Source organism: Xanthomonas euvesicatoria (genome assembly GCF_013112235.1).
GTDB lineage: Bacteria > Pseudomonadota > Gammaproteobacteria > Xanthomonadales > Xanthomonadaceae > Xanthomonas > Xanthomonas euvesicatoria.
The window spans coordinates 3,526,892-3,549,634 of the sequence record NZ_JABFFS010000001.1; the positions used below are offsets into that span (position 1 = coordinate 3,526,892).

At 67.1% G+C, this 22,743-nt stretch carries 18 protein-coding genes and 1 other RNA gene; 16 read left to right on the forward strand and 3 right to left on the reverse strand.

What is annotated here, in order from left to right; genetic code table 11:
* Window positions 1-12 precede the first annotated feature (12 nt).
* From tssH to HLH45_RS15230, 16 genes are all read left to right on the forward strand, one after another.
* Window positions 13-2,715: a type VI secretion system ATPase TssH gene (gene tssH / locus HLH45_RS15155; protein ID WP_046933272.1), complete on the forward strand. Its 2,703-nt coding sequence runs from the start codon at window positions 13-15 to the stop codon at window positions 2,713-2,715.
* A gap of 11 nt (window positions 2,716-2,726) precedes the next feature.
* A complete protein-coding gene (locus tag HLH45_RS15160) occupies window positions 2,727-3,176 on the forward strand; it encodes a hypothetical protein (RefSeq protein ID WP_008577830.1) in 450 nt (149 codons plus the stop codon).
* Between the two features lie 191 nt (window positions 3,177-3,367).
* A complete protein-coding gene (locus HLH45_RS15165; RefSeq protein WP_008577831.1) occupies window positions 3,368-3,916 on the forward strand; it encodes a hypothetical protein in 549 nt (182 codons plus the stop codon).
* Window positions 3,917-4,122: 206 nt separating this feature from the next.
* Entirely contained in the window at window positions 4,123-4,665 is a 543-nt protein-coding gene (locus HLH45_RS15170; RefSeq protein ID WP_008577832.1) for a hypothetical protein, read from the forward strand.
* Between the two features lie 164 nt (window positions 4,666-4,829).
* Window positions 4,830-5,003: a hypothetical protein gene (locus HLH45_RS15175; protein ID WP_008577833.1), complete on the forward strand. Its 174-nt coding sequence runs from the start codon at window positions 4,830-4,832 to the stop codon at window positions 5,001-5,003.
* Window positions 5,004-5,213: 210 nt separating this feature from the next.
* Window positions 5,214-5,753 (forward strand): toll/interleukin-1 receptor domain-containing protein, encoded by a 540-nt coding sequence (locus tag HLH45_RS15180; protein WP_223866238.1) that lies wholly within the window; start codon window positions 5,214-5,216, stop codon window positions 5,751-5,753.
* Window positions 5,754-5,928: 175 nt separating this feature from the next.
* Window positions 5,929-7,866 (forward strand): type VI secretion system Vgr family protein, encoded by a 1,938-nt coding sequence (locus HLH45_RS15185; RefSeq protein WP_008577835.1) that lies wholly within the window; start codon window positions 5,929-5,931, stop codon window positions 7,864-7,866.
* An 8-nt stretch (window positions 7,867-7,874) separates the two neighbouring features.
* Window positions 7,875-8,414, forward strand: coding sequence for a DUF6931 family protein (locus HLH45_RS15190; protein WP_008577836.1), 540 nt, complete (start codon window positions 7,875-7,877; stop codon window positions 8,412-8,414).
* Window positions 8,411-9,796, forward strand: coding sequence for a type VI secretion system-associated FHA domain protein TagH (tagH, locus tag HLH45_RS15195; RefSeq protein ID WP_008577837.1), 1,386 nt, complete (start codon window positions 8,411-8,413; stop codon window positions 9,794-9,796). Before HLH45_RS15190 ends, tagH begins: the two co-directional genes overlap by 4 nt.
* A complete protein-coding gene (gene tssK, locus HLH45_RS15200) occupies window positions 9,793-11,130 on the forward strand; it encodes a type VI secretion system baseplate subunit TssK (RefSeq protein ID WP_008577838.1) in 1,338 nt (445 codons plus the stop codon). The genes tagH and tssK overlap by 4 nt, the downstream gene beginning before the upstream one ends.
* Before the next feature lies 1 nt (window position 11,131).
* Complete coding sequence (icmH, locus tag HLH45_RS15205; RefSeq protein WP_046932557.1) at window positions 11,132-12,448, forward strand: type IVB secretion system protein IcmH/DotU; 1,317 nt, start codon at window positions 11,132-11,134, stop codon at window positions 12,446-12,448.
* 3 nt (window positions 12,449-12,451) lie between these two features.
* Window positions 12,452-15,910, forward strand: coding sequence for a type VI secretion system membrane subunit TssM (gene tssM, locus HLH45_RS15210; protein ID WP_008575763.1), 3,459 nt, complete (start codon window positions 12,452-12,454; stop codon window positions 15,908-15,910).
* Complete coding sequence (tagF, locus tag HLH45_RS15215; RefSeq protein ID WP_008575762.1) at window positions 15,907-16,560, forward strand: type VI secretion system-associated protein TagF; 654 nt, start codon at window positions 15,907-15,909, stop codon at window positions 16,558-16,560. The genes tssM and tagF overlap by 4 nt, the downstream gene beginning before the upstream one ends.
* Window positions 16,557-17,279 (forward strand): PP2C family protein-serine/threonine phosphatase, encoded by a 723-nt coding sequence (locus tag HLH45_RS15220; RefSeq protein WP_008575760.1) that lies wholly within the window; start codon window positions 16,557-16,559, stop codon window positions 17,277-17,279. Before tagF ends, HLH45_RS15220 begins: the two co-directional genes overlap by 4 nt.
* Entirely contained in the window at window positions 17,276-20,179 is a 2,904-nt protein-coding gene (locus tag HLH45_RS15225; RefSeq protein WP_008575758.1) for a bifunctional serine/threonine-protein kinase/formylglycine-generating enzyme family protein, read from the forward strand. The genes HLH45_RS15220 and HLH45_RS15225 overlap by 4 nt, the downstream gene beginning before the upstream one ends.
* A complete protein-coding gene (locus HLH45_RS15230) occupies window positions 20,176-20,502 on the forward strand; it encodes a hypothetical protein (RefSeq protein ID WP_008575757.1) in 327 nt (108 codons plus the stop codon). Before HLH45_RS15225 ends, HLH45_RS15230 begins: the two co-directional genes overlap by 4 nt.
* Before the next feature lie 25 nt (window positions 20,503-20,527).
* Here the strand turns inward: HLH45_RS15230 and HLH45_RS15235 are convergent.
* From HLH45_RS15235 to HLH45_RS15245, 3 genes are all read right to left on the reverse strand, one after another.
* A non-coding RNA gene (locus HLH45_RS15235) (sX9 sRNA) lies at window positions 20,528-20,612 on the reverse strand.
* A gap of 58 nt (window positions 20,613-20,670) precedes the next feature.
* Window positions 20,671-21,699, reverse strand: a complete 1,029-nt coding sequence (gene tssA, locus HLH45_RS15240; protein WP_033479012.1) for a type VI secretion system protein TssA — start codon at window positions 21,697-21,699, stop codon at window positions 20,671-20,673.
* 8 nt (window positions 21,700-21,707) lie between these two features.
* Window positions 21,708-22,691 (reverse strand): LysR family transcriptional regulator, encoded by a 984-nt coding sequence (locus HLH45_RS15245; RefSeq protein WP_008575755.1) that lies wholly within the window; start codon window positions 22,689-22,691, stop codon window positions 21,708-21,710.
* Window positions 22,692-22,743 lie beyond the last annotated feature (52 nt).

Here is a 22,743-nt window from a genome sequence, read left to right on the forward strand (position 1 = left end):
TCTGGAGTTCCCATGGCAGACATCAGTCGCGCCGCCTTGTTCGGCAAGCTCAACAAGACCACGTATCGCGGCATCGAATCGGCCACCGCCTTCTGCAGGCTGCGTGGCGACCGCGAGGTGGATCTGCTGCATTGGCTGCATCAGTTGCTGCAGGCGCAAGACGGCGACCTGCATCGCATCGTGCGTCATTTTTCGCTCGATGCGGCGCGACTTGCGCAGGACCTGACCGCAGCGCTCGATCGGCTGCCGCGCGGCGGTGGCGGGCATTTCGATCTGTCGGCCAGCGTGGAAGAAGCAGTGGAACGCGCCTGGGTGCACTGCACGCTGCGCTACGGCCGGCAACGCATCCGCGGCGGCGACCTGCTGGTGGCGATCCTGCATACGCGCAGCCTGCGCAACGGCTTGCTGGCCATGTCCAGCGAGTTCGGCAAGCTGCGCGCAGAGGCGCTGGCCGACGATCTGGACGCCATCGTCGCCGGCTCGCCGGAGGACGATGCCACCGATATTGCGGCGGCCAGCGCTCCCGCCGGACCAACCGCCGCTGGTGGGACTGCTGCGCTCGCGCTGTATACGGTCGATCTCACCGCACAGGCACGCGAGGGCAAGCTGGACCCGATCATCGGCCGCGACGACGAGATCCGCCAGGTCGTCGATATCCTGATGCGCCGCCGCCAGAACAACCCGATCCTGGTTGGCGAGGCCGGTGTCGGCAAGACCGCGGTGGTGGAAGGCTTCGCACAACGCATCGCGCGCGGCGATGTGCCGCCCGCGTTGAAGGACGTGCAGCTGCGCACGCTGGATGTGGGCCTGCTGCAGGCCGGCGCCAGCATGAAGGGCGAATTCGAGCAGCGTCTGCGCGCAGTCATCGACGAAGTGCAGGCCAGCCCCAAGCCGATCATTCTGTTTGTGGATGAAACCCACACCCTGGTCGGCGCCGGTGGCGCGGCCGGTACCGGCGATGCGGCCAACCTGCTCAAGCCGGCACTGGCACGCGGTACCTTGCGCACCGTAGGCGCGACCACGTTTGCCGAGTACAAGAAGTACATCGAAAAAGACCCCGCATTGACGCGGCGCTTCCAGGCCGTGCAGGTAGACGAGCCGGACGAAGCCAAGGCCGTGCGCATGATGCGCGGCGTCGCTTCGATGATGGAACAGCACCACCGTGTGCAGATCCTGGACGAAGCGCTGGAAGCGGCAGTCAAGCTCAGTCACCGCTATATCCCCGCGCGGCAGCTGCCGGACAAATCGGTGAGCCTACTCGACACCGCCTGCGCGCGCGTGGCGGTGAGCCTGCACGCTACGCCTGCGGAAGTGGACGACAGTCGCCGCCGCATCGAATCGCTGGAGACCGAACACGCCATCATCGAACGCGAGCGTGCAATTGGTATCGTGGTGGAGGAGCGTGCTGCCGCTTGCGCCAACCTGCTGGAAAGCGAACATACCCGCCTGCGCGAGCTGGAACAGCGTTGGGTTGCCGAAAAGGCGTTGGTCGATGAGCTGTTGTCGCTGCGCGCCCAACTGCGGGCCGGCAATGCGCCGGTGGAAGGAACTGGCAGTGGGTTGGAAGCGGAGGCCGAACAGAGCGCGCCTGGCGATATCGCCGTGCTCGATGCACCGGTGCAGGTGGATCGCGACACGCTGTTAGCACGCCTGCAACTGGTACAGGCCGAACTGGCCGCACTCCAGGGCGAATCGCCTTTGATCCTGCCAACCGTCGATTACCAGGCTGTGGCCGCCGTGGTCGCCGACTGGACCGGCATTCCGGTCGGGCGCATGGCGCGCAACGAGATCGACACCGTGCTGCGCCTGCCCGACCTGCTGGCCAAGCGCGTGATCGGCCAAGACCATGCCATGGAGATGATCGCCAAGCGTATCCAGACCAGCCGCGCCGGTCTGGACAACCCGGACAAACCGATCGGCGTGTTCCTGCTGGCCGGCACCTCCGGCGTGGGCAAGACCGAAACCGCACTCGCGCTGGCCGAAACCTTGTACGGCGGCGAACAAAACCTGATCACCATCAACATGAGCGAGTACCAGGAAGCGCATACCGTCTCCTCGCTGAAGGGTGCACCGCCGGGCTATGTGGGCTACGGCGAAGGCGGCGTACTGACCGAAGCGGTGCGACGCAAGCCGTACTCGGTCGTGTTGCTGGACGAAGTGGAAAAAGCCCACCCGGACGTGCACGAACTATTCTTCCAGGTCTTCGACAAGGGCTGGATGGAAGACGGCGAAGGCCGCCGCATCGACTTCCGCAACACCTTGATCATCCTGACCAGCAACGCCGGCACCGACCTGATCGCCAGCCTGTGCAAGGACCCGGAACTGATACCCGACCCGGAAGCCATGGCCAAGGCCATCCGCGAGCCGTTGTTGAAGGTGTTTCCGCCGGCATTGCTCGGGCGGCTGGTGGCGATTCCGTATTACCCGCTGAGCAACGACATGCTCGGCCAGATCGTGCGGTTGCAGTTGAATCGCATCAAGAAGCGCATCGAGGAGCGCTACAAGATTCCGTTCGAGTACGACCACTCGGTGGTGGAGCTGGTGGTATCGCGGTGCACTGAAAGCGAGTCGGGCGGACGAATGATTGATGCGATTTTGACTAACTCGATGTTGCCGGAGATCAGTCGGCAGTTTCTCACTCGGGTGATTGAGGGCAAGAAAATCAATCATTCGCGCGCATCGGCCGTGGCGGATGGCTTTTTCTACGAATTCTGAGGGCAGAAAACATGGTGGCCAAGGCGACGGTGTATCTGAATGGTATCGAGTACGGCAGCAGCGATGCCGCCATGGGTGGTGGGAGGCGGGGAGGGCCGGTCAACGATCTCGCCGATCACGCCGAACGCAAAGCCTGGCGAGCGGCATGGCCAAGGATCTGTCGTGAAGTACGGGCGACCGCGGACGGAACGCCATTCGAGATCACCATCGAAGTCAACATGACGATCTGCGCGGACTGCCAGAAATGGATGATTGTTGAAGTTCGTCGCCATCTCGGCCAGTTGGGTCGAGCTTTTACCTTTTATGCCACGGTGGGAAAGGAAAAGCCGGTTGTCGTGGCGCGTGACACGGTATGGAACGCGAAGGTCGGTCAATGCCGACTTTGGAAGGCTGATCGAAGCGATCTGCAGATGGGTCGTGTACGAAGAGACGAGGTGATCTATGAAAAGACGCGAGGATAGATGCGTACTCATTTGATCGCCGGCCGTGCATGCAATTGCAGAAAAGCTGCGATCCGAGGACGTCCGCTGCCAGACCCAATCGCGCAGCGCGCATCTGACGCGAAACGTCGGTTCGCGTCTAGTGATAGTTGGCTGCAGAAGGTGTGCTTCGACGCTTCTCCATCGCTGCATCAACAAGAACGGGATCCGAAATGGTCAATGCAAAGTACATCACGGAAGAAACCGCAGCCCATGGTCGCGTGCTGGCCTTTCCGAACGTCAGTTCATGCGTGGCGGTAGTCGTCGTGTTGCCGGATGAACTCGTCGGTTGGCACGTCACGGTGAAGACGCTCGACTCGATCGACAAGGGCATGGCCGCGCAGGGGGCCGCAAAGTTTCTTGACTATGCCAGAAGCGGGACACCCCGCAGGCTGCTCATCGTGGGTCACGTCACCCACCATGACCCCACGGCGCTGCGCGATTGGGTGCGGGCTCAGCTGGCTGTCGACCTACCCACGCAGTCTTTCGATATCACCAGGCACCGCAAGGCAGAGACGAATGTCGCGTACCACCTCTTCTTTGAGCATAACGGCCACGACATTCCGCAGATCACCTTCAAGAATTCGACGAAGGTGGGAGTAAGCAACGTCACCAATGGCGAGAGCGGAGTGCCGAATGGAGGGCTGCCCGTTCACTACCGCAGTGCGGACTTCACGGTCAGTCGCTGGCACAGGCTGCGGCGTCATTTCGTCGACGTATGACCTCCGGAGCTAGCAAGACAAAGAACGCGCCAGCGGACATGCATCGCATCTTCCCGCCGCAGAGAGAGCGATACCGCAAAGCGCCCTCCGGAAAACTTGGGTCAGAGTGAACTTCCTTTAGCTCGGTGGACGACATTCATTGATAGCTGCCAGGCAGGGCGATACCCCGCGACAAAGAACACATGTGCACATGAGAGGAGGCTTACATGTTGGAAAAGAAGATCAAGGTTGGCGATGACGCCAGCTGGCTTCCTAGAAAAGAAGGGGAGCTAACAGGCAGCGGTGGCTTGATAGAGGTGCCCGGCACGGTACTGGAGGGGTACGCCACGAAGTACCTTCCTTTCATCCCGAATGCCATCAGTGCAGTCCATTCGGGAGGACTGGATGTGATCAGTTACAACTTTAGCGGCTGCTTGATGGCTGCCTACACTGCTCAGGACGGGCGGAGAATGGTTTGCCACGTGTCGACGGGTGAAGGAAATGATTGCAAGAGCGCCTGGGACCAAATTAGGAGTACTTCGACGAACGTCCTTGAGTTTCGTCCATCCGATTACATCGACACCAAGGGGCGTTCCTTGGCCGGGTGCTACGGACTGATCACAAACGATGATCGGAGTCTGGCCATTACCGTGGTTTCAGGTAAAGACCCGAGCTCAAGGTTCATCTCTGCAATTACCGTGGTTTCAGGTAAAGAGCCGAACTCAAGGTTCATCTCTGCGATTAAAAAGATGAGGTTCTGGCGGGATTAATGCGTTCCGCCCCTGGCGTGATGCGCAGAGTGAGGGCGATGCGTGGATCGACAGTTCGCGCAACGACAAGAAGATGCTGCCGTTCGTGGCGCTGAACACGGCACTGTTCAAGATGGCGACACAGACACAAGGATCTGATCACGCAGAGCCAGTACGACGCGGGCATGGCGCAGATGGGACTGCCGAAGGACTTCAGCTCGCGCTATGTCGAGGAGTCCGGCTATGCGCCGAGCAGCGAGGACGGCCTTGTGGAGGAGTGGATCAAACCCGGCCTGCGCGCGGAAGGCAGCGTCTGGCGGCGGCACGTGCTGAATCCGATCGGGGCATTCCTCGGTTGATGCGTTGCACGATTCAACGACTATTACGGAGAACGACATGGACAACGCAGTGACAGGGGCGCACGGCCAAGCCGGCTTGCATTGGGTAGGCCATGTAGGCCATGGACGAGTTGGATTCCGGGAGCACTGTGGAGCAATGCTGCGATCGCGCGTGCAGGATCCTGCAAGGCGGTTAAGCGCATGAGCTGCAGAATCCTCACCAGCTTCGCCATGGCCAACCATGGCTCGACCTTCATGCACTGGCTGCGTAGCGAGTTGATGAAGAGCCTTGGGCTCTACGACATCGATGCGGTGTATGTCGATTCGATCGTGTCGCGGTCGATCGACGATCGTGCCACGGTCGCTCCCGATACCCGCGCGCACATGCGTTCGCCGACGGGCGCAATGCCCATCGGTGCGATGCGCGAGGACTGGAATGCGCTCTATCAGGCGGCGATGCGCCAGGCGCAGTTGATGTTGTTTTGCTACACGGACGAGTTCAGGGACAGCCAGTGGTGCCGGCAGGAATGGGACCAGTTCATCGGTCAGAAGGCGGGGCGTCCTGCAGATCGACCGCTACGCGGGCTGATGCTGGAATTCACCACCGATGCATGCACGCTGCCTGGGAGTCGTGGTGATGGCGTGACCCGGATACCGGTCGCCAAAACCGATGGCGGGCGCTGCGGGCTGGCCTGGGACAAAGGGGACTACATCCTGTCGAGCACGGATTATGCACGGGTGCTCGCCCAGATCCAGCAGCTGATCCGTTGAGAGGGCATGCCGGGCATCGAGGCGATGCCATGGCGTGGGCGGGAAGACCTACTCGTCGCCGGTATGTGTGGCATCGCGATTTTCGATTTCCTGCGAGCCAGCGCGGCCGGCAAAGTCATCGCATGCCATCGACCTCCGCGCCGATGTACCGCAAGACCACTCCGGGAGCCTGATCATGGCCCACGCCATCACCCTGCAGTCGCCGCTGGGCAAGACGCTGCGCTTTGTGCGGATGAGTGCGCACGAGGCGCTGGGGCGCCCGTATGCGTTCGCCTTGCATGGCATCAGCCGCGATGTGGCGATCGACCTGCGCGCTCTGCTGGGCAAGCCGATGGCGGTCAAGGTCACTTCGCCTCAGGGCTATGTGCGGCACTATCACGGCATTGTCGCCGAAGCCGAGCAGACCGGTTTCGAGCAGATCGAGGGGCTGCGCTACGCCACCTATGCCTTCTCGCTGGTGCCCAAGCTGTGGTTGCTCGGGCAGCGCCGCGATTGCCGGATCTACAAGAACAAGAGCGTGCCGGAGCTGGTGCGCGCATTGCTGGCCGACGTTGGCTGCACCGACGTCAAGTTGCGCCTGAGCGCGAGCTACCGGCCGCGCGAATATTGCGTGCAGTACCGCGAGAGCGGGCTGGACTTCGTCAGCCGGCTGATGGAGCAGGAGGGCATCTACTACTACTTCGAACACAGCGCCAGCACGCATACGCTGGTGCTGGCCGATAGCCTTGGCGGCCACGAGGCGGTGGCGCCGTTCGCGCAGATTCCGTACTGCCCGCCCGGACAGAAGGGCAGCCGGATGAAGGACGCAATCACCGACTGGTCGCTGGCGCGCAGCGCGCACAGCACGCGCGTGCGGTTGGACGACTACGACTATCTCAAGCCCAAGGCGTCGCTGCGGGTGAACGAGACCCCGGCCGAGTCCTCCGGACCGGCGTTGGGTGAGCTGGAGGTGTTCGACTATCCCGGCGAGCATCTCGATGTCGCCGCCGGCCGCCGCCACGCACAGGTGCGTGCCGAAGCACTCAACGTGGCGCAGGCGCAGTACCAGGGCTGGACCGATGCCTGCGGTTTGCAGGTGGGCGCGTTGTTCAAGCTACGCGACTTCCCGCTGGCCGAGCACAACCAGGAATACCTGGTGACCAGCGCGAACACCGAATTGGTCGAAGTGGATTATGTGTCCGGTGGCGAAACGGTTGCCGAGCCGTTTGCGTCCACGTTCCGTGCGCTGCGCAGCCGGCAGCCTTACCGCAGCCCGCAGACCACACCGCGTCCCAGCATCGCCGGATTGCAGACCGCGGTGGTCGACGGCAAGACGCCCGAGGACATCGCGGTCGACCAGCACGGCCGCGTCCAGGTGAATTTCTTCTGGAGCCCGCCGGGAACGCCGAACGCCGACTGTTCGTGCCCGGTACGTGTGGCGCAGGCGTGGGCGGGCAAACGCTGGGGCGCGCAGCACATTCCGCGTGTTGGCCAGGAGGTGGTGGTGAGCTTTCTGGAAGGCAATCCGGATCGTCCGCTGATCATCGGCAGCGTCTACAACGCCGACCAGATGCCGCCGTATGCACTGCCCGAGCACCGCACCCGCAGCGGAGTGAAGAGCCGCAGCTTGTTGGGCGGCGCCGAGGACTACAACGAGATCCGTTTCGACGACAAGAAGGGCAACGAGGAGCTGCTGCTGCATGCGCAGCGCGATCTGCGCCACGAAGTGGAGAACGACCATTTCGTCACTGTCGACCGCAACGAGACCGCGGAGGTCAAACGCGAACGCAGCCACACCGTGGGCGGCAACGACCGTCTGGAGGTGGGCAAGGCGCTGCGCATCCAGGCCGGCAGCGAGATCGAGCTGGTGACCGGCATGGCCCGCCTGCAGCTGAAGGCCAGCGGCGAGATCGTGCTCAGCGGCACCCGGCTCACGCTCGATGGACGCGTCAGCGTCGGCATCCAGGGCGGCGTCAGTGTCGATGTCAGCGCGATGGCCAACCTGACCCTGCGCTCGAATGCGTCGGTGCTATTGCAATCCAACGCCGTGACCACCGCGCGCGCCAACGCGGCGCTGCTGTTGCAGTCGTCCGGTCCGGCCGTGCTCAAGGGCACTCCGCCCATCATCGCCTGAGGACCGCCATGTTGCAGATTCTTCCCGCCGCGCGGCAGATGCGGCTCTCTCCCTGCGCGCATGCCGCCCTGGCGCCGGACATGGCGCCGGAGACTGCCGTGCGCGAATTGCTGGCGCGCGGGCTTGCCCAGGACGCGTTGCCGTTGGCGTTGCGCTTGTTGCCCAGGCCGTATGCGGTGGCGTGGTTGTGCCAGTGCATGCGCGCGCAAACGCTCAGCGGCCACGACAGCGAAGGTCTGCGGTTGGCGCAGGCGTGGGTGCAGCAGCCGGGCCCCAGCCAGCGCGAGAGCGCACGTGCATTCGCCGCCGACGACGACTATCAATCGGTCGGCGCCTGGCTGGCGGCGGCCGCGGCCTGGAGTGATGGCAGCCTGAGCGAGGAGGACGGCCCGCCGGTGGCCGATCACCTGACTGCGGCGGCGGCAGTGGCGGCGTTGCTGCATCTGGCTGGGCGCGAGCCTGCAACCTTCGAAGCGCAATTGGTGCGCTGGAGCGAAGATGCCGCACGGCTGCTGTCCGGATTGCGCGTGCGCGAGCGTACGCCATGAGCGCGGCGTCGCCCAGACTGACGCTGACGGTGCGCGATGCGCAGGCGGTGTCGGGCAGCAGGCCGCCGCAGGCCAGCTTCGCGGCAGAAGGCGGGCGCATCGGCCGCGACGCCTCCTGCGACTGGGTGCTGGAAGGCGAAGGCGTATCGCGTCTGCATGCCAGCGTGCGCTATCTCGACGGCGTGTATTTCATCGAGGATCACAGCACCAACGGTGTCCTGCATAACGGCGTGCCGCTGCGTGCCGGCTTCCCGGTGCCGCTGCATGCCGGCGACGCCTTGCGCATCGATGCCTTCGAGATCGACGTGGCGGTGGAAGGCGCAGGCGTCACCGCTGTTCCGGCGGCCACGCAGACCTGGAATCACGCCGAGCCGTGGACACTGTCGCCGACGCCACCACCGCAGCCATCCCAGCAACCGCCGCTGGAGCGCGAGCGCGATGTGTTTGCCGAACTTGGGGCAGCGTCGACGCAACCGGCCGACACCGACCCGCTGGCCTTGTTCGCCACTTCGTTCACGCTGGCCGGCAGCCAGGGCGATGCGGCGGCGTTCGGGCTGGGGCATGCGCCGGCAACGGCTGACGCCTACCGTGCCCCCGTGGCCGTGTCGGCTGCCGCTGGCGTCGTGTTGCCCGAGCATTGGGATCTGACACGCAGCGAATTCGCGCTGCCGCCGGCTATCGATGCAATCGCGGCCGTGCCAACGCCGTTGCAGCCCGCGCCAGTTTCCATCGTCGCCGCGGCGCCAGCACCGACACCGACACCAATGCCAATGCCGGCCTCGGCAAGCGAAGTCGCGCCGGCATCGACGTCCACCACGGTCCCCACCGCGGCGCAGCCGGTCGTCGCACAGTCGCCGGATGCACCCGAACTGCCTGCGCTGTTCGCCGCCATGACCGCAGGCCTGATGGATGTATTGCGCGCACGCGCCGAGCTGAAGAACAGCCTGCGCCTGCCGGTCACGCTGATCCAGCGCACGGAGAACAATCCCCTCAAGTTCGCCGCCACCGTGGACGAAGCGGTCGCTCGCCTGTTGGCGCCAGCAGGCCCCGGCTATCTGACCGGTGCGGCTGCGATCGACGAAGCCATGGAAGACATCGGGCGTCACCAGGTGGCCTTGCTGGCCGGCATGCGTGCGGCCTTCGAGCATGTGTTCACCCAGTTCGATCCGGCGCGCTTCGAGGCAGACGCCGCCGGCCATTCCGCGCTCGCCGCCTGGGGCAATCGGCCCTGGCGACGCTACGCGCAGCACTACCGCGAGCTGCTCGGCGATCCTGACGAGCGCTTCCGCCGCCTGTTCGGCGAAGAGTTCGCCCGCGCCTACGAACAACAGCTGGCCCGCGCCAAGACGCAGGCCCAACCCGCAGACGGCGACCGAGCATGACCCCCTACAACAAGGTGATCTGGAGCGAGGGCCTGTTCCTGCGCCCGCAGCACATGCAACAACAGGAGCGCTATCTCGAGCGCTACATGGAACTGCAGGCGGGTGCGCTGCGGCCGCATGCGTGGGGATTCAGCCAATTGGAGCTGGAGCCGGAACTGCTGGCCATCGGCAAGCTCGGCATCCGTCGCGCCCGCGGTTGCTTTCCCGATGGCACGCCGTTTTCCATTCCCGATCGCGATCCGGCGCCGCCAGCCTTGGACGTGCCGGCCAACTGCCGCGACCAGGTGGTGAGCCTGGCGCTGCCGCTGCGCGCAACCGCCCAACCCGATAGCGCCTGGCCTGATGGCGATGGCAGTCGGCTGGCGCGCTATCGCGTGGGCGAAGCGGAAGTCGGCGATGCCTCCGGCAGCATCGCCGGTACCGTGGTGCTGGAAGTGGGCGTGTTGGCCAGTCGCCTGCGCCTGCAGTCCGAACCGGGCGAAGGGCTGGTGGAGGTGCCGATGGCGCGCATCGTCGAATGCCGCGCCGATCGACGGGTGATTCTCGATGACGCCTTCATCCCGACCGCCAGCCGGATCGAAGGCGCAGCGCGCCTGTCTACGCTGCTGGCCGAGTTGCTGGGACTATTGCACCAGCGCGGCCAGGCGCTGGCCGAACGCGTGGCCGGCAGCGACCGGGGTGGCGTGGCGGAAATCGCCGACGTGCTGATGCTGCAGGTGATCAACCGCTACCAACCGCTGGTGGCGCATTGGGCGAGCGCGCCGCTGGAGCATCCCGAAGCGCTGTACTGCGTGCTGCTGGGGATGGCCGGCGAACTGGCGACCTTCACCCGTGCCAGCAAACGCAGCGGGCCATTCCCGCCGTATGCACACGATGCGTTGCAGGCGAGCTTCGAGCCGGTGGTGGCGTCCTTGCGCGAAAGCCTGAGCGCGGTGCTCGAACAGTCGGCGATTGCCGTGCCCTTGCAGCAACGCAAGTACGGCGTATGGGTGGGCATGGTGCCCGATCCGGCCTTGCTGGACTCGGCGGCGTTCGTGCTGGCGGTCAAGGCGGATCTGCGCGCCGAAGACTTGCGCAAGCGGCTGCCCACCGAATCGAAGATCGGCCCGGTGGAGAAGATCCGCGACCTGGTGAACCTGCAATTGCCAGGGGTGGCCGTGAGCGCGCTGGCGATGGCGCCGCGGCAGGTGCCGTATCACGCCGGTTGCGCCTACTTCGAACTCGATCGGCAATCGTCGCTGTGGAAGACGCTGCGCACCTCCGGTGGCGTGGCGCTGCATTTCGGCAGTGGTTTTCCCGGCCTGGAACTGGAGCTGTGGGCGGTGAGGAATTGAGATGAGCAATACGGTCGACCAACACGACGGCGATGCCACCGTGGTCCGCAGCGCGACGCCGGCGCCGCGGGCCGCTGCCGCCACGCTGGCTCGCCAGGCGACGACGCGCACCGTGCCACCGCCCGACCTGGATGCCGCAATGCGTGCGGCGCCGGGCGCGATGCAGGGCAATGCGGTGGTGCGCGCCGCCACGCCGCTGCTGTTGCTGGCGGTGCAGTTGCGACACTCCACGCAGACGCCGGACATCGCCACCTTGCGCGAACACTGCAGCACGCGCCTGCAGCGCTTCGAGCAGGAGCTGCGGCAACAGGGCATCGACGACAAGACCGGCATCGCCGCGCGCTATGTGCTGTGCACGCTGCTGGACGAAGCCGTGCTGGCCGCGCCGTGGGGCGAGGGCAGCGGCTGGTCGCAGCGCACCTTGCTGGTGACCTTCCACGGCGAGACCTATGGCGGCGCCAAGGTCTTCGACCTGCTCGATCGGCTGGCGCGCGATCCGGCGCGGCACCTGGACCTGCTGGAGCTGCTGTATCTGGCCTTGGCGCTCGGCTTTGGCGGTCGCTATCGGGTGGAACAGGGCGGGCGCGCGCGGCTGGCCGATCGCCAGGCCGAGCTGTACCAACTCATCCAGCGCCAGCGCCTGCCGGCGCCCGCCGAGCTGTCGCCCAACTGGCAAGGCGCGCAGGCACCGTTGCTGCGCAATACGGCGGCCACGCCGCTGTGGATCGCGACGCTGGCCTCGCTGTGCATCGTGCTGCTGGCGTTCGTGTGGTTGCAGGCACGCCTCAATGCGCTGACCGCGCCGATCAGCGCGCAGCTGGCGCGCATCGGCCTGGAGCGGGTGACGTTGCCGATCCCGGCGGCGGCCACACCCGCAACCGCCGCAGCGCTTGCACCGCTGCTGGCCGCCGAGCAACGCGCAGGGTGGCTGACCGTCCAGACCGAGGGCGATGGTCGCAGCACCGTGCGCCTGGCCAGTGCGTCCATGTTCCCCAGCGGGAGCGCGGAGTTGGATGCCGATCAGACCCGCCTGCTCGAACGCGTTGCTGCGGCGCTGGAACAGGTGCCGGGGCGGGTGGTGGTGGTGGGACATACCGACGACCAACCGGTGCGCTCGCTGCGCTTCAAGGACAACTTCGCCTTGTCGGCGCGCCGCGCCCAGAGCGTGGGCGCCGTGTTGGCGGCCGGCTTGCGCGACCCGCGCCGCGTCCAGACCAGCGGCGCGGGCGATTCCCAGCCCATTGCGTTACCGCCGCAGCTGCCCGGCAACCGTGCGCGCAATCGGCGCGTCGAAATCCTGTTGATTCCCGAGACCTGACCCATGCGCCTTGTGCTTGATTTCCTGCGCACCCGCTACGTCGCCAGTGCTGCCGTCCTCGCTTTATTGGCCATGCTCGTCTGGGTCGGCGGCCCCTATCTCAGCGTGGGCCGCATGCAGCCGCTGGCCAGCGTGAGCGGCCGCCTGCTGGCCGTGGCCGTGCTGCTGCTGGTGTGGGCGGGGTGGCGCTACCTGCGTTGGCGCCACGACAACGCCAAGCAGCAGCGCATGGCCGGCGAACTGGTCGGGCAGGGCGCCAGCGCCGAGGACGCCAGCGGCAACGACAGCCGCGCACGTGCAGCGCAGGAACAGGTCCGCCTGCGTGCGCGTTTTGCCGAGGCGATGGCGGTGCTGCGGCGGCGCCGTCGCAACGGTCCCGGCCTGCATGTGCTGCCCTGGTATCTGCTGATCGGCGCGCCCGGTTCCGGTAAGAGCACCTTGCTGCAGTCTTCGGGCCTGGAGTTTCCACTCAAGGAACATGGCAACCACGCCGCGCTGGAAGGGGTTGGCGGTACGCGCAACTGCGATTGGTGGTTCGCCGACCAGGCTGTGTTCCTCGACAGCGCCGGGCGCTATACCACCCAGGATTCTGACGCCATCGCCGATGCCGGTGCGTGGCACGGCTTTCTGGACCTGCTGCGGCGGCACCGCCGGCAGCCGTTGAATGGCGTCATCGTGACCGTGAGCGTGGCCGAGCTGCTGGAGCTCGATGGCGATGCCGGTCTGTCGCATGCGCGCGCGGTGCGTCATCGGCTGGACGAACTGGTCGACAAACTGCGCGCCCGCGTGCCGGTCTACCTGGTCGTGACCAAATGCGACCTGGTGTCGGGCTTTGCCGAATTTTTCGCCGATCTGGATGCCGCCGGCCGCGCGCAGGTGTGGGGAGTGTCGTTCCCACAGGCGCAGCCTGCCGATGACACCGATCCGTTGACGCGATTCCCCACCGAGCTCGAACGCCTGCTGGAGCGGATCGATCAGCGCGTGCTGGAGCGCCTGCATCGGGCGCGCGATGCACGCGAGCGTGCCGCGGTGCTGTCCTTCCCGCAGCAGTTGCGGTTGCTGCAGCCGACGCTGATGGAGTTCGTGCAGACCGCGTTCGGCCGCCATGGCTATGCCGGCCAGCCGTGGCTGCGTGGTGTCTATCTGAGCTCGGGGACGCAGCAAGGCCATCCGATCGACCGCGTCATCTCGGCAGTGGCGCGACACTTCGGCGTCGCCGCTGCCGGCCTGCCGCCGGCCATCAGCGCGCCACGCAGTTACTTCCTGCCACGCCTGCTCAACGACGTCGTCTTCGCCGAGGCGGGCCTGGCCGGCAGCCAACCCGGCAGCGCGCAGCGCCGTCGGTTGCTGCAGCTGGCCTGCTGGGCTGTGCTGACCGCCACCACCCTGGGCGTGCTGTCGGGCATGGCCGGCAGTTACGCCCGCAACGTGCAACTGATCGGGCAGGTGCGCGATGCGCTCGACGCCTATCCTGCCGGCGCGCTGCCTGCCGATGCCGGCGAGGCCGCCTTCTATGCCAAGGCCTTGCAGCGTTTCGACGCGCTGGCGCGCGCGCGCGATGTGGCACTGCCGCCGGGTCAGTCGATCCCGTGGTCGCGACGCTTCGGTCTGCACCAGGGCAGGGCCTTGGCGCGCGATGTGCAGGACGCCTATCTGCGCGACCTCAACGGCGCGCTGCTGCCGGCATTGGCGCAATCGCTGCGACGCAAGCTGGAGCAGGCCAGCAACGATCCGCAACGCTTGTATCCGCTGCTGAAGGGCTACCTGATGCTGGGCGACCCTGCGCGCCGCGACGTCCTGCATCTGGCCACGCTGGCAGGCACGGTCTGGCGGCAGATATTTCCCGACGATGCGTCGGTGCGTGCGGGATTGAACCGGCATCTGCGCGCCCTGCTGGGTCCGGTGGACGGTGCCCGCGCGCTCGCGCTGGATCGGCAGCAGATCGAGCAGACACGGGCGAGCCTGCGAACCGCCGAACTGCCGGCATTGGTCTACGGTGGCCTCAAGCTGACGCAACCCGGCGTCGATGCCGGCCAGGCGCCACGCCTGGATCGCCGCCTGGGCCTGTTGGGCGGTGTCTTCGAACGCCGCAGTGGCCTGCCCTTGTCTGCGCCATTGCCGCCGCTGTTTACCCGCCAGGCGTTCCAGGCACAGACCGGTGGCGGCATCGCGCGTGGTGTGCAGCAGTTCCTCGCCGACGATTGGGTACTGGGCACGGCACCGCTGGACCCGCTGGCGCGTTCGCAGCTGGAGCGCCAGGTATTGGCGCTGTATCAGCGCGATTACATCGCTGCCTGGGACAGCCTGCTGGCCGACCTGGTGCTGCGGCCGGTCGCCCAGACCGGGCAGGCGAGTGCGGTGGCCGCCAAGCTGGGCGGGCCGGCATCGCCGTTGAAGGCCTTGCTGGTGCTGCTGCGCGAACACACCCACGCACTGGGGCGCACGCCACCGGCCAAGGGCGGTGCGGGTGCTGCAGCGGGTGGAGAGGCCACCGCCGCGGCCGAGCCCGATGTGGCGGCCGACCCGATCGAACGCCATTTCGAGCCGCTCAACCGCTTGCTCGATGGCGGCCCGGGCGCCAGCGCGCTGGACGAAACCCTGGCCGCGCTGACCCAGATGAGCCGTACGCTGTTGGGCGCTGCTGCCGGCGTTGCCGCCGACCAGAACGATCCGGCGTTGCTGATCGCCGCGCAACAGGCCGAACAATTGCCGCCGCCGCTGGGAAACTGGATGGCGACCCTATCCGGCCGCGGCCGCGCATTGACTGCCAGCAGCGCCGGCGAGGCGCTACGCAACGCGCAGCGGCAGACGGCCGGACGCGAGTGCGCGCTGCTGGTGAGCGGGCGCTTTCCGTTCGTGCCGGGCAGCCGCAACGACATCCCGTTGCGCGACTTCGCCGAACTGTTCGGACCCGGCGGGCGCATGGACCGCTTTGCGCAGCAGTCCCTGCTCGGCAAGGTCGATACCAGCGGGCGCCGCTGGCAATGGAATCCGGGCATGGTGGCGGTCGGTGCCGACGACGTGCTGGAGCGCGCGCAACTGGCCGACGAGATCAAGCAAGCGTTCTTCGCGGGCGGCGGCGCGCAGCCGCAGGTCGCCTTCACTGTCTCCATCCCACCGCAAGCGGCAATCAGCCGGCTGCAACTGGAGGTGGATGGGCAAACCCTGGAGGTGCGCGAGGGCGCGCGTGCCAGCCAGTCGATGACCTGGCCCGGACCAACCCCGGGCCTGGTGCGTGTCGCCGCGTGGGACGCCAGCGGACAGGCCTTGCCGGTGCTCGAATACCGCGGTCCCTGGGCCTGGTTTCGGGCGCTGCAGGCCGGGCGGCTGCGCCGCAGCGGCGATCTGGACTACACCGCCAGCCTCGCGCTGGGCAGCGCCACGGTGCGGATGGACGTCCAGCCGGCGAGCCTGCGGCATCCTTTCACGGCGTCGGCCGTGCAGCGGTTCAGTTGCCCATGAGCGCCATGCAACGCCCGCCGGGTTTCTACGGCAAGCTGCCCGCGGTCGGCGATTTCGTGCATCGGCGCTTGCCGGAGAGCTTTGTCGACCCATGGCACGCGGCGATGCAGGGCGTGCTGTCTGCCGCCGGGGCAGTGAGCAGGGCGCGTGCGGGCCAGGCGCCGGTGTGGCGCTTCTTGCTGCCGCCGGGCCTCGCTGGGACGGCCGCATGGGCCGGGGCGATGCGTGCGAGCGTCGATCGCGTCGGTCGCGCCTTTCCCCTGGTCATCGTCGCACCGCTGCCTGCAGGCGATGCCGATGGCACGACGGGTGCGGTCATGCCGACCTATCTGCATCTGCCAACGTGGCTGGATGCTGCCGACACAGTGTTGTGCAACATCGGTGCAGAGCGACAGCAGGACGGTGCCTGGTTGGACCGCGCCTGCGTGACACTCGCGCAGCAGGCGCACGACGAGACAACCATGTCGGCGTCGCCGCCGTTGTCTGCCGGCGCAATCACCGCTGGCAGCAGCCTGTGGTGGACGGCCATGACAGCATCTGCGCCGGGTGCCTGGATGCAGTTCGCCGGCTGGCCTGCGGCCTGCCATGCACACGCCCTGCTTGGCGCATTGCAAACAGCGAACGCATGCGTTGCAGAGGACATGCAATGAGCGCCTGTTACGTGTCCGCCGGGCGTACCGAGCAAGGCAATGTCAGGCGCCAGAACGAGGATGCGATCCTGCTGCGCGACGATCTCGGCCTGTGGGCAGTGGCCGATGGGCTGGGCGGCCACAGCGCCGGCGATCTCGCCAGTCGCATGGTCGTCGATGCACTGGCCGCATTGCGGCGCGACGGCGACCTGGCCAGCTTCGTCGATGCCATCGATGCGCAACTGGGCCAGGTCAACCAGCAACTGCGTGCATTGGCGCGCGCGCGGCGGGTGGACGTGATCGCCAGCACCGTGGTGGTGCTGGTGCACGACCACGACCTGCTGCTGTGCGGCTGGGTGGGCGACAGCCGTGCCTATGTCTTCGAGGACGGCCGGCTGCAATTGCTGACCCGCGACCATGTGGCCGGCGACAAGGACGAGTTGACGCAGGTGGGACGAGCGCAGCCGGCCGGCGGTGCGCTCACCCGCGCGATCGGCGCCGACGATGCGCTGTACGTGGACTGGATGGTGCGCGCGCGCCGGCCGGGGCAGCACTACCTGCTGTGCTCGGATGGCATCAACAAGGAACTCAGCGACGATGAGATCGCCGCCCACTGCCGGCGCGAGCAGCAGCCCGCTGCGCTGGTGGCGCGCCTGTTCGATACCGCGCTCGGCCGTGCCGGGCGCGACAACGTCTCGGCCGTGGCCCTGCGCCTGGCCCCACGGAATGCTCTGCCATGACCACCCGCGATCACGACACGACCGGCCGCACCTCGCCGCCGGACGACGACCGTACCCGCGTACGACCGGCCCGCGACCTTGCCGATACGCCACCACAGCCGCCGGCTGTGGATGACGATGTCACCCGCATCGCACCGCTGACCCAGCAGCGCGCCGCGCAGGCGTCGGCGGACGCGGCGACCCGGGTCAACCCGCCAACGCACAGCGATGACAGTGCCGGCGCATCGAGCTGGCGGCGGGTCGCGCAATTGCAGGGCGAGGCCCAGGTGGGCGTGGGCATGCTGCTGAAGGCACGCTTTCTGCTGGTGCGCGAAATCGGCCGTGGCGGCATGGGCGTGGTTTACCTGGCGCGCGACGAACGCAAGGTGGAGGCACGTGACCGCCATCCCTATATCGCGGTGAAAGTGCTCAACGACGATTTTCGCCGTCATCCGGATTCGCTGATCGCACTGCAGCGCGAATCGCGTCGCGCGCAGAGCCTGGCCCACGACCATATTGTGCGCGTGTACGACTTCGACAAGGACGGCGCCATCGTGTTCATGACGATGGAGTACATCGAGGGCGACGACCTACGCGGGCTGATCCGCAGCCGGCTGGGCGAGGGCATGCCGCTGGCCGAGGCATGGCCGCTGATCGAAGGCATGGGGCGCGCCCTGCAACGCGCGCATGCGGCCGGCATCGTGCATTCGGATTTCAAGCCGGGCAACGTCATGGTCGGGACCGGAAACGTGGCCAAGGTGTTCGACTTCGGTATCGCCCGCGCCGCGAAATTGGCCGGCGCCGAGTCCGGCGATGACCACACGCTGTTCGACGCGTCCACGCTGGGCGCGTTGACTCCTGCCTACGCCAGCCTGGAAATGTTGCGCGGCGACGAGCCGGCGTTCGCCGACGACGTCTACGCGTTCGGTTGCGTGGTGTACGAGCTGCTGTCGGGCCGCCACCCGTTCGGCAAGCAATCGGCGACGCAGGCGCAGGCGCAGCAGCTGCGCGTGGCGCCGTTGTCGACGCTGAGCCGCCGGCAGAATCGCGCACTGCGCAGCAGCCTGGCGTTCGCGGCCGCGGCACGGCCGACGATGACGGTCTTGCTGGAGCAACTGCGCCCACGTAGCCGCAGCGAGCGTGTGTTGCCGTACCTGCTGGCGGGCGTGCTGTTGCTGGCCGGCGGCGCCGGTGCGGCGGTGTGGCTGCAGGTGCATGCGCAGCGGGAGAAGGTGGCCGGGGTGCTCGAGCGCTTCTCGCCACAAGCGCCGAACCGGTTCGTGCACGAGGCGCATGCACGGGCGGCATTGTGGGCGCTGGGAGAGGACGACCGCCGGCGCTTGATCCTGGACCGCAGCAGCACCATCGAGGCCTTCCTGTTGAGGCGGCTGGATCACTATTGGCAGCCGGCACGCGGCCGCGAAGACTATGTGGGCGCGCAGCGTATTTTGATCCTGCGCGACCAGTGGAAGCTGTTTTCGCCACGCCTGGATGCGCGTCGCAGTGCCATGGAGCAGGAGCGCGATCGCCTGCTCAATGGTCTGGACACCGCGTTGACCGGCGCAATCGACGCCGGTGCCCTGTTCGAGGATCAACCCGGCAACGTGGTCGCGCTGCTCGACCGCGTGCGCCGCCTGGCACCGGACAGCGGCCTGCTGCGGCATGCCGAACTCGAATTGCGCTACCGGCGTGGATGCGCCGATGCGCTCAGCGCAGGTCGCGTTGATGAAGCACGCCGCTGGCTCGCGACCGGGCGCCGCGTGTTCCCGCACTCCACGCTGCTGCAGGAGTGCGCACACGAGCTCGACGCGGCAACCGTCACCGCATCGATCGCGCCGTCTATCCCGCCAGCGCCGCTGGTGGACGATGCGCAGGCCCAGCGTGCGGCGCAGATCGCCGCGCGCATCGAGTCGGTGCGCACCGCAGCGGCCGCCAACGACGTCGTGAAGGTGAAGAATCAACTGGCGCAGATCGCCGCCAGCAGCCCGGATCATCCGTTTCTGCGCAGCGAGGGCGCGCAACGGCTGACCGATGCCTATCTGGGGCTGGCACGCGGGCTCTGCCGCGAGGGACGCTGGAAAGACGCCAGCGCCGTCGTTGGGCAGGGACTGGACGCACAGGACGCCCCGCGCCTGCGTCAGGCGTTGGCGCGTTACCAGTTTGCGCTGGAGCTGGAACAGCTCGGCACCGCACTGCCTGCGCCGGCAGTGCTGCAGCGTCTGCGCGAGCGCAGGATGGCGCTGCAAGCGCAGGACGCCGACGGCTTCCGCGCCTTCCAGAGCGATGTCGCCAAGGCGGGCCGACAACGCGCGTCCTACACCGCAACACTGCTGCCGAAGCTCGAGCCGGTGGCGGCTGCGCCTGCAACGCCGACGAAGCCGGAAGATCCCTGTCGGGTCACGGCACCGCCTGGCGGTGCGGCCCTCTGCAGCGACGACCTGGGCAAGCACGGCCGTGGCCCTGAGCTGGTGGTGCTGCCCAAGCCCGGGCGGGCGCTGGCGATGATGCGGCGGGAAATCAGCGTGGCCGACTTCGCGGTGTTCTGCGCCGACACCAAGCGCTGCAGCGTCTCGCGCTGGACACGCAGGTCGGCGCCGGTGGACGACGTGCGCTTTGCGCTGATCGGTGATTACGCCGCCTGGCTGAGCAGCGCCAGCGGCCGCAAATACCGACTGCCGCGCGATGCCGAGTGGTTGCGTGCGGCACGCGCCGGCGAGCGCGCCTGCACGGCGACCGTCTCCAACAGCTGGGGGCTGCTCGACATGGCCGGCGGCATCGCCGAGTGGGTCCAGGATGGAGACGGCGTGGCCGTGCGCGGCAGCCAGCGCGGTGCGGCTGCCTGTATCGGCCCCGGTGCGGTGAGCTCCGACGGCGAGGCTGCGCGCGGGATCGGTGCACGCCTGGTGAGAGAGCTGGAATGAACGACTGGGAAACCCGGGCCAACCTGGTCCTGCAGGACTTGAACGCGGCGCAGGCGGAGCGCCGCCTGGACCCAGCCGAGTATCGGCGGCGGCGCCTGCAATTGCTGCAATCGATCGTGCGCTCGGCAGGCCAACCGACCGAGCGCCGCCGGCGTGTCGCAGCGCCGCGCAACTTGCCGACCCCAATCGTGACGGTACGACGCGATCGCCAGCCGCCGAACGCCCTGCAGGCGGCGTTGCGCTCGTGGAAACTGCGCTTATGGGCGGCGGTGATGCTGCTGGGCGCGGCCTGGGTGTACTGGCATGGCCTTTCTACGTTGTGACGCCCGCCATGCAGGCCGGCAACGCGGCTAGCGCGACTGACCGACAGCCGCGAGCAGCCGCCAGGCGAGCGTGGATGGCGCACAAAAACCGGAGTGCAGACGTACTGCATCAGGATCCACAGCGTCGTCCACGCCCGCCCGGCGGCGGTGCGGTGGTTCTGTCAGCCGCTAATCGGAATGGTCCTGGCCCGACACCACCTGCAGCTCGTCGATCCCGCGTGGCGCCAGGTCGCGCATCAGCGCGGCAAAATCCAGGCCGACCAGCCGTTGCGCGCGCCGCAACAACAACGGCACCGGGCTGGAAGGCTCGCGCCGCGCGTAGTAATCGCACAGTTGATCGAGCATGCGGCGAACGTCGTCCGGATGCTCCAGGGCCTGCGCCCGCGGTGCGGGTACATTGGCGACGTCGGCGACGGATGCTGCATGCTCGGCTGGGTCGGCCGTGGAGCCGGAACGCTCGGCGACATAAGGCCGCAGGAACGCGCGCAACTCGCCCAGCTCGTGCGTCAACGGCGCCAGCTCCGGGCCGTATCCGGGGGTGCGCTCGGCGAATACGCCGGCAATGGCGGCGATATCGTCCTGCGCAGCGGCCAGGGCCGCATCCAGATCCAGCAATGCCTCCAGTGGACAGTCGCGTAGGCAGGCATCGATGGCGGCCGGCTCTGGCGCTTCGCTGGGGTCGTCCGCAGCGCGCTTGAGCGTGCCCTGCACGATGCGCAGATCGCGCAGCGAAAAGTGCACAGGATGCAGTCCCTTGAACAGGCGGACGTTGCGCAGCTGCGTCAGCGTGCGCTCGCTGTCGGCCAGCGCCGCGATGGCGTTGACGCGTTCGGTCGGGTCGTTGTCCTCATCGGCATCCAGACCAGGATGGACGTCGTCCCAGAACCGCTCCAGCAGGTGCCGGAGCAGGCTGACGCCGCTGGACCAGCCCACCAGCCCGTCCTGGTGCAGGCGGGCAATGCTCAGCAAGATGCCCAGCCGCAAGTCCTTGGAGCGCAGCAACAAGTGCTCGGCGCTGTCGGCGACCTGACGCCATTCCGGCGCCTCGGGCACCAGCACGCCCGCGCCCAGTGCGCGTTCCTGACGCGGGCGCGCCAGTTCTTCCAGGCTCTGGAACTCCGGGGTGTATTCCAGGTTTGGACCGGACGGCGCCTGTGCGTCGACCGGCTGCAGTAGCTGTTCGCTGTCGATCTGCATGGCGCCGCTCACGAGACGGACAGCATGAGGTCGCCACGGCCGGCGGTGCGTCGCGCTGCCGGCGGCGCTACCGGCGCGGCGGGCGTTTCTGGAACCAGCAGTTCCAGCACGCGCTCGCGCAACCAGCGATGCGCGGCATGGCCATCGTTGCGGCGGTGCCAGGCCATTGCCAGCGCCATGTCCGGCAGCGGGAAGGGCAGGTCGAAACAGTCCAGCGGTGCATGCCCGCTCTCCGCCGCCAGCGTGGCCGGCACCGTGGCGACCATGTCGGTGCCGAGCACGATGTCGCGCGCGGTCGCGCACTGCGACACGGTCACCGCGATCTGGCGGGTGTGGCCCAACTGCTGCAGTTGCGCATCGATGGCGAGGTTGCAGGCCTGTGCGTGTGCCACCTGCACATGCGACAGCCGGCTGTAACTTGCCGCGCTCAGCGCTGCGGTACCGCGCGGATGGCCACGGCGCTGCACCAGCACGTAACGTTCGTCGCGCAGGCGGCGCAGACGCAGCGCGGAAGGAACTGCCTGCGCATGATCGATCAGCAGATCCAGCTCGCCGCTTTCGAAGGCGTCCAGGCTGGTGTCGGCACCGATCTGCACGAACTCCAGGCGCATCTTCGGATTGCCCTGGGCCTGGATCGATCCCGCCAACCCCGCACCCAGCGTGCCGATCGCATCGGCGGCGGCGGCAATGCGGAAACTCGCCGAAGACGTCGACGGATCGAACGCACTGTCCTTGCCGAGCAGACTCAGTTTGCCGATGGCTTCGCGCAGTGGCGATGCCAGTTGATCCGCACGCGGCGTGGCCACCATGCCGCGCCCGGTGTCCGAGGGCATCAGCAAGGGATCCTTGAACAGCACGCGCAACCGTGCCAGTTGCGAAGACAGTGCCGGTTGGCTCATGTGCAATCGCTGCGCTGCGTGGGTGACGTTCTTCAGCTCGAGCAATGCGTCGAGGGACACCAGAAGAGGTAAGTCGCTTGGTCGGATATTCATGTCGTGGATCGCTCGTAGTGGAATGCAGGCGGTCTGCTGCGCCTGGGCATCC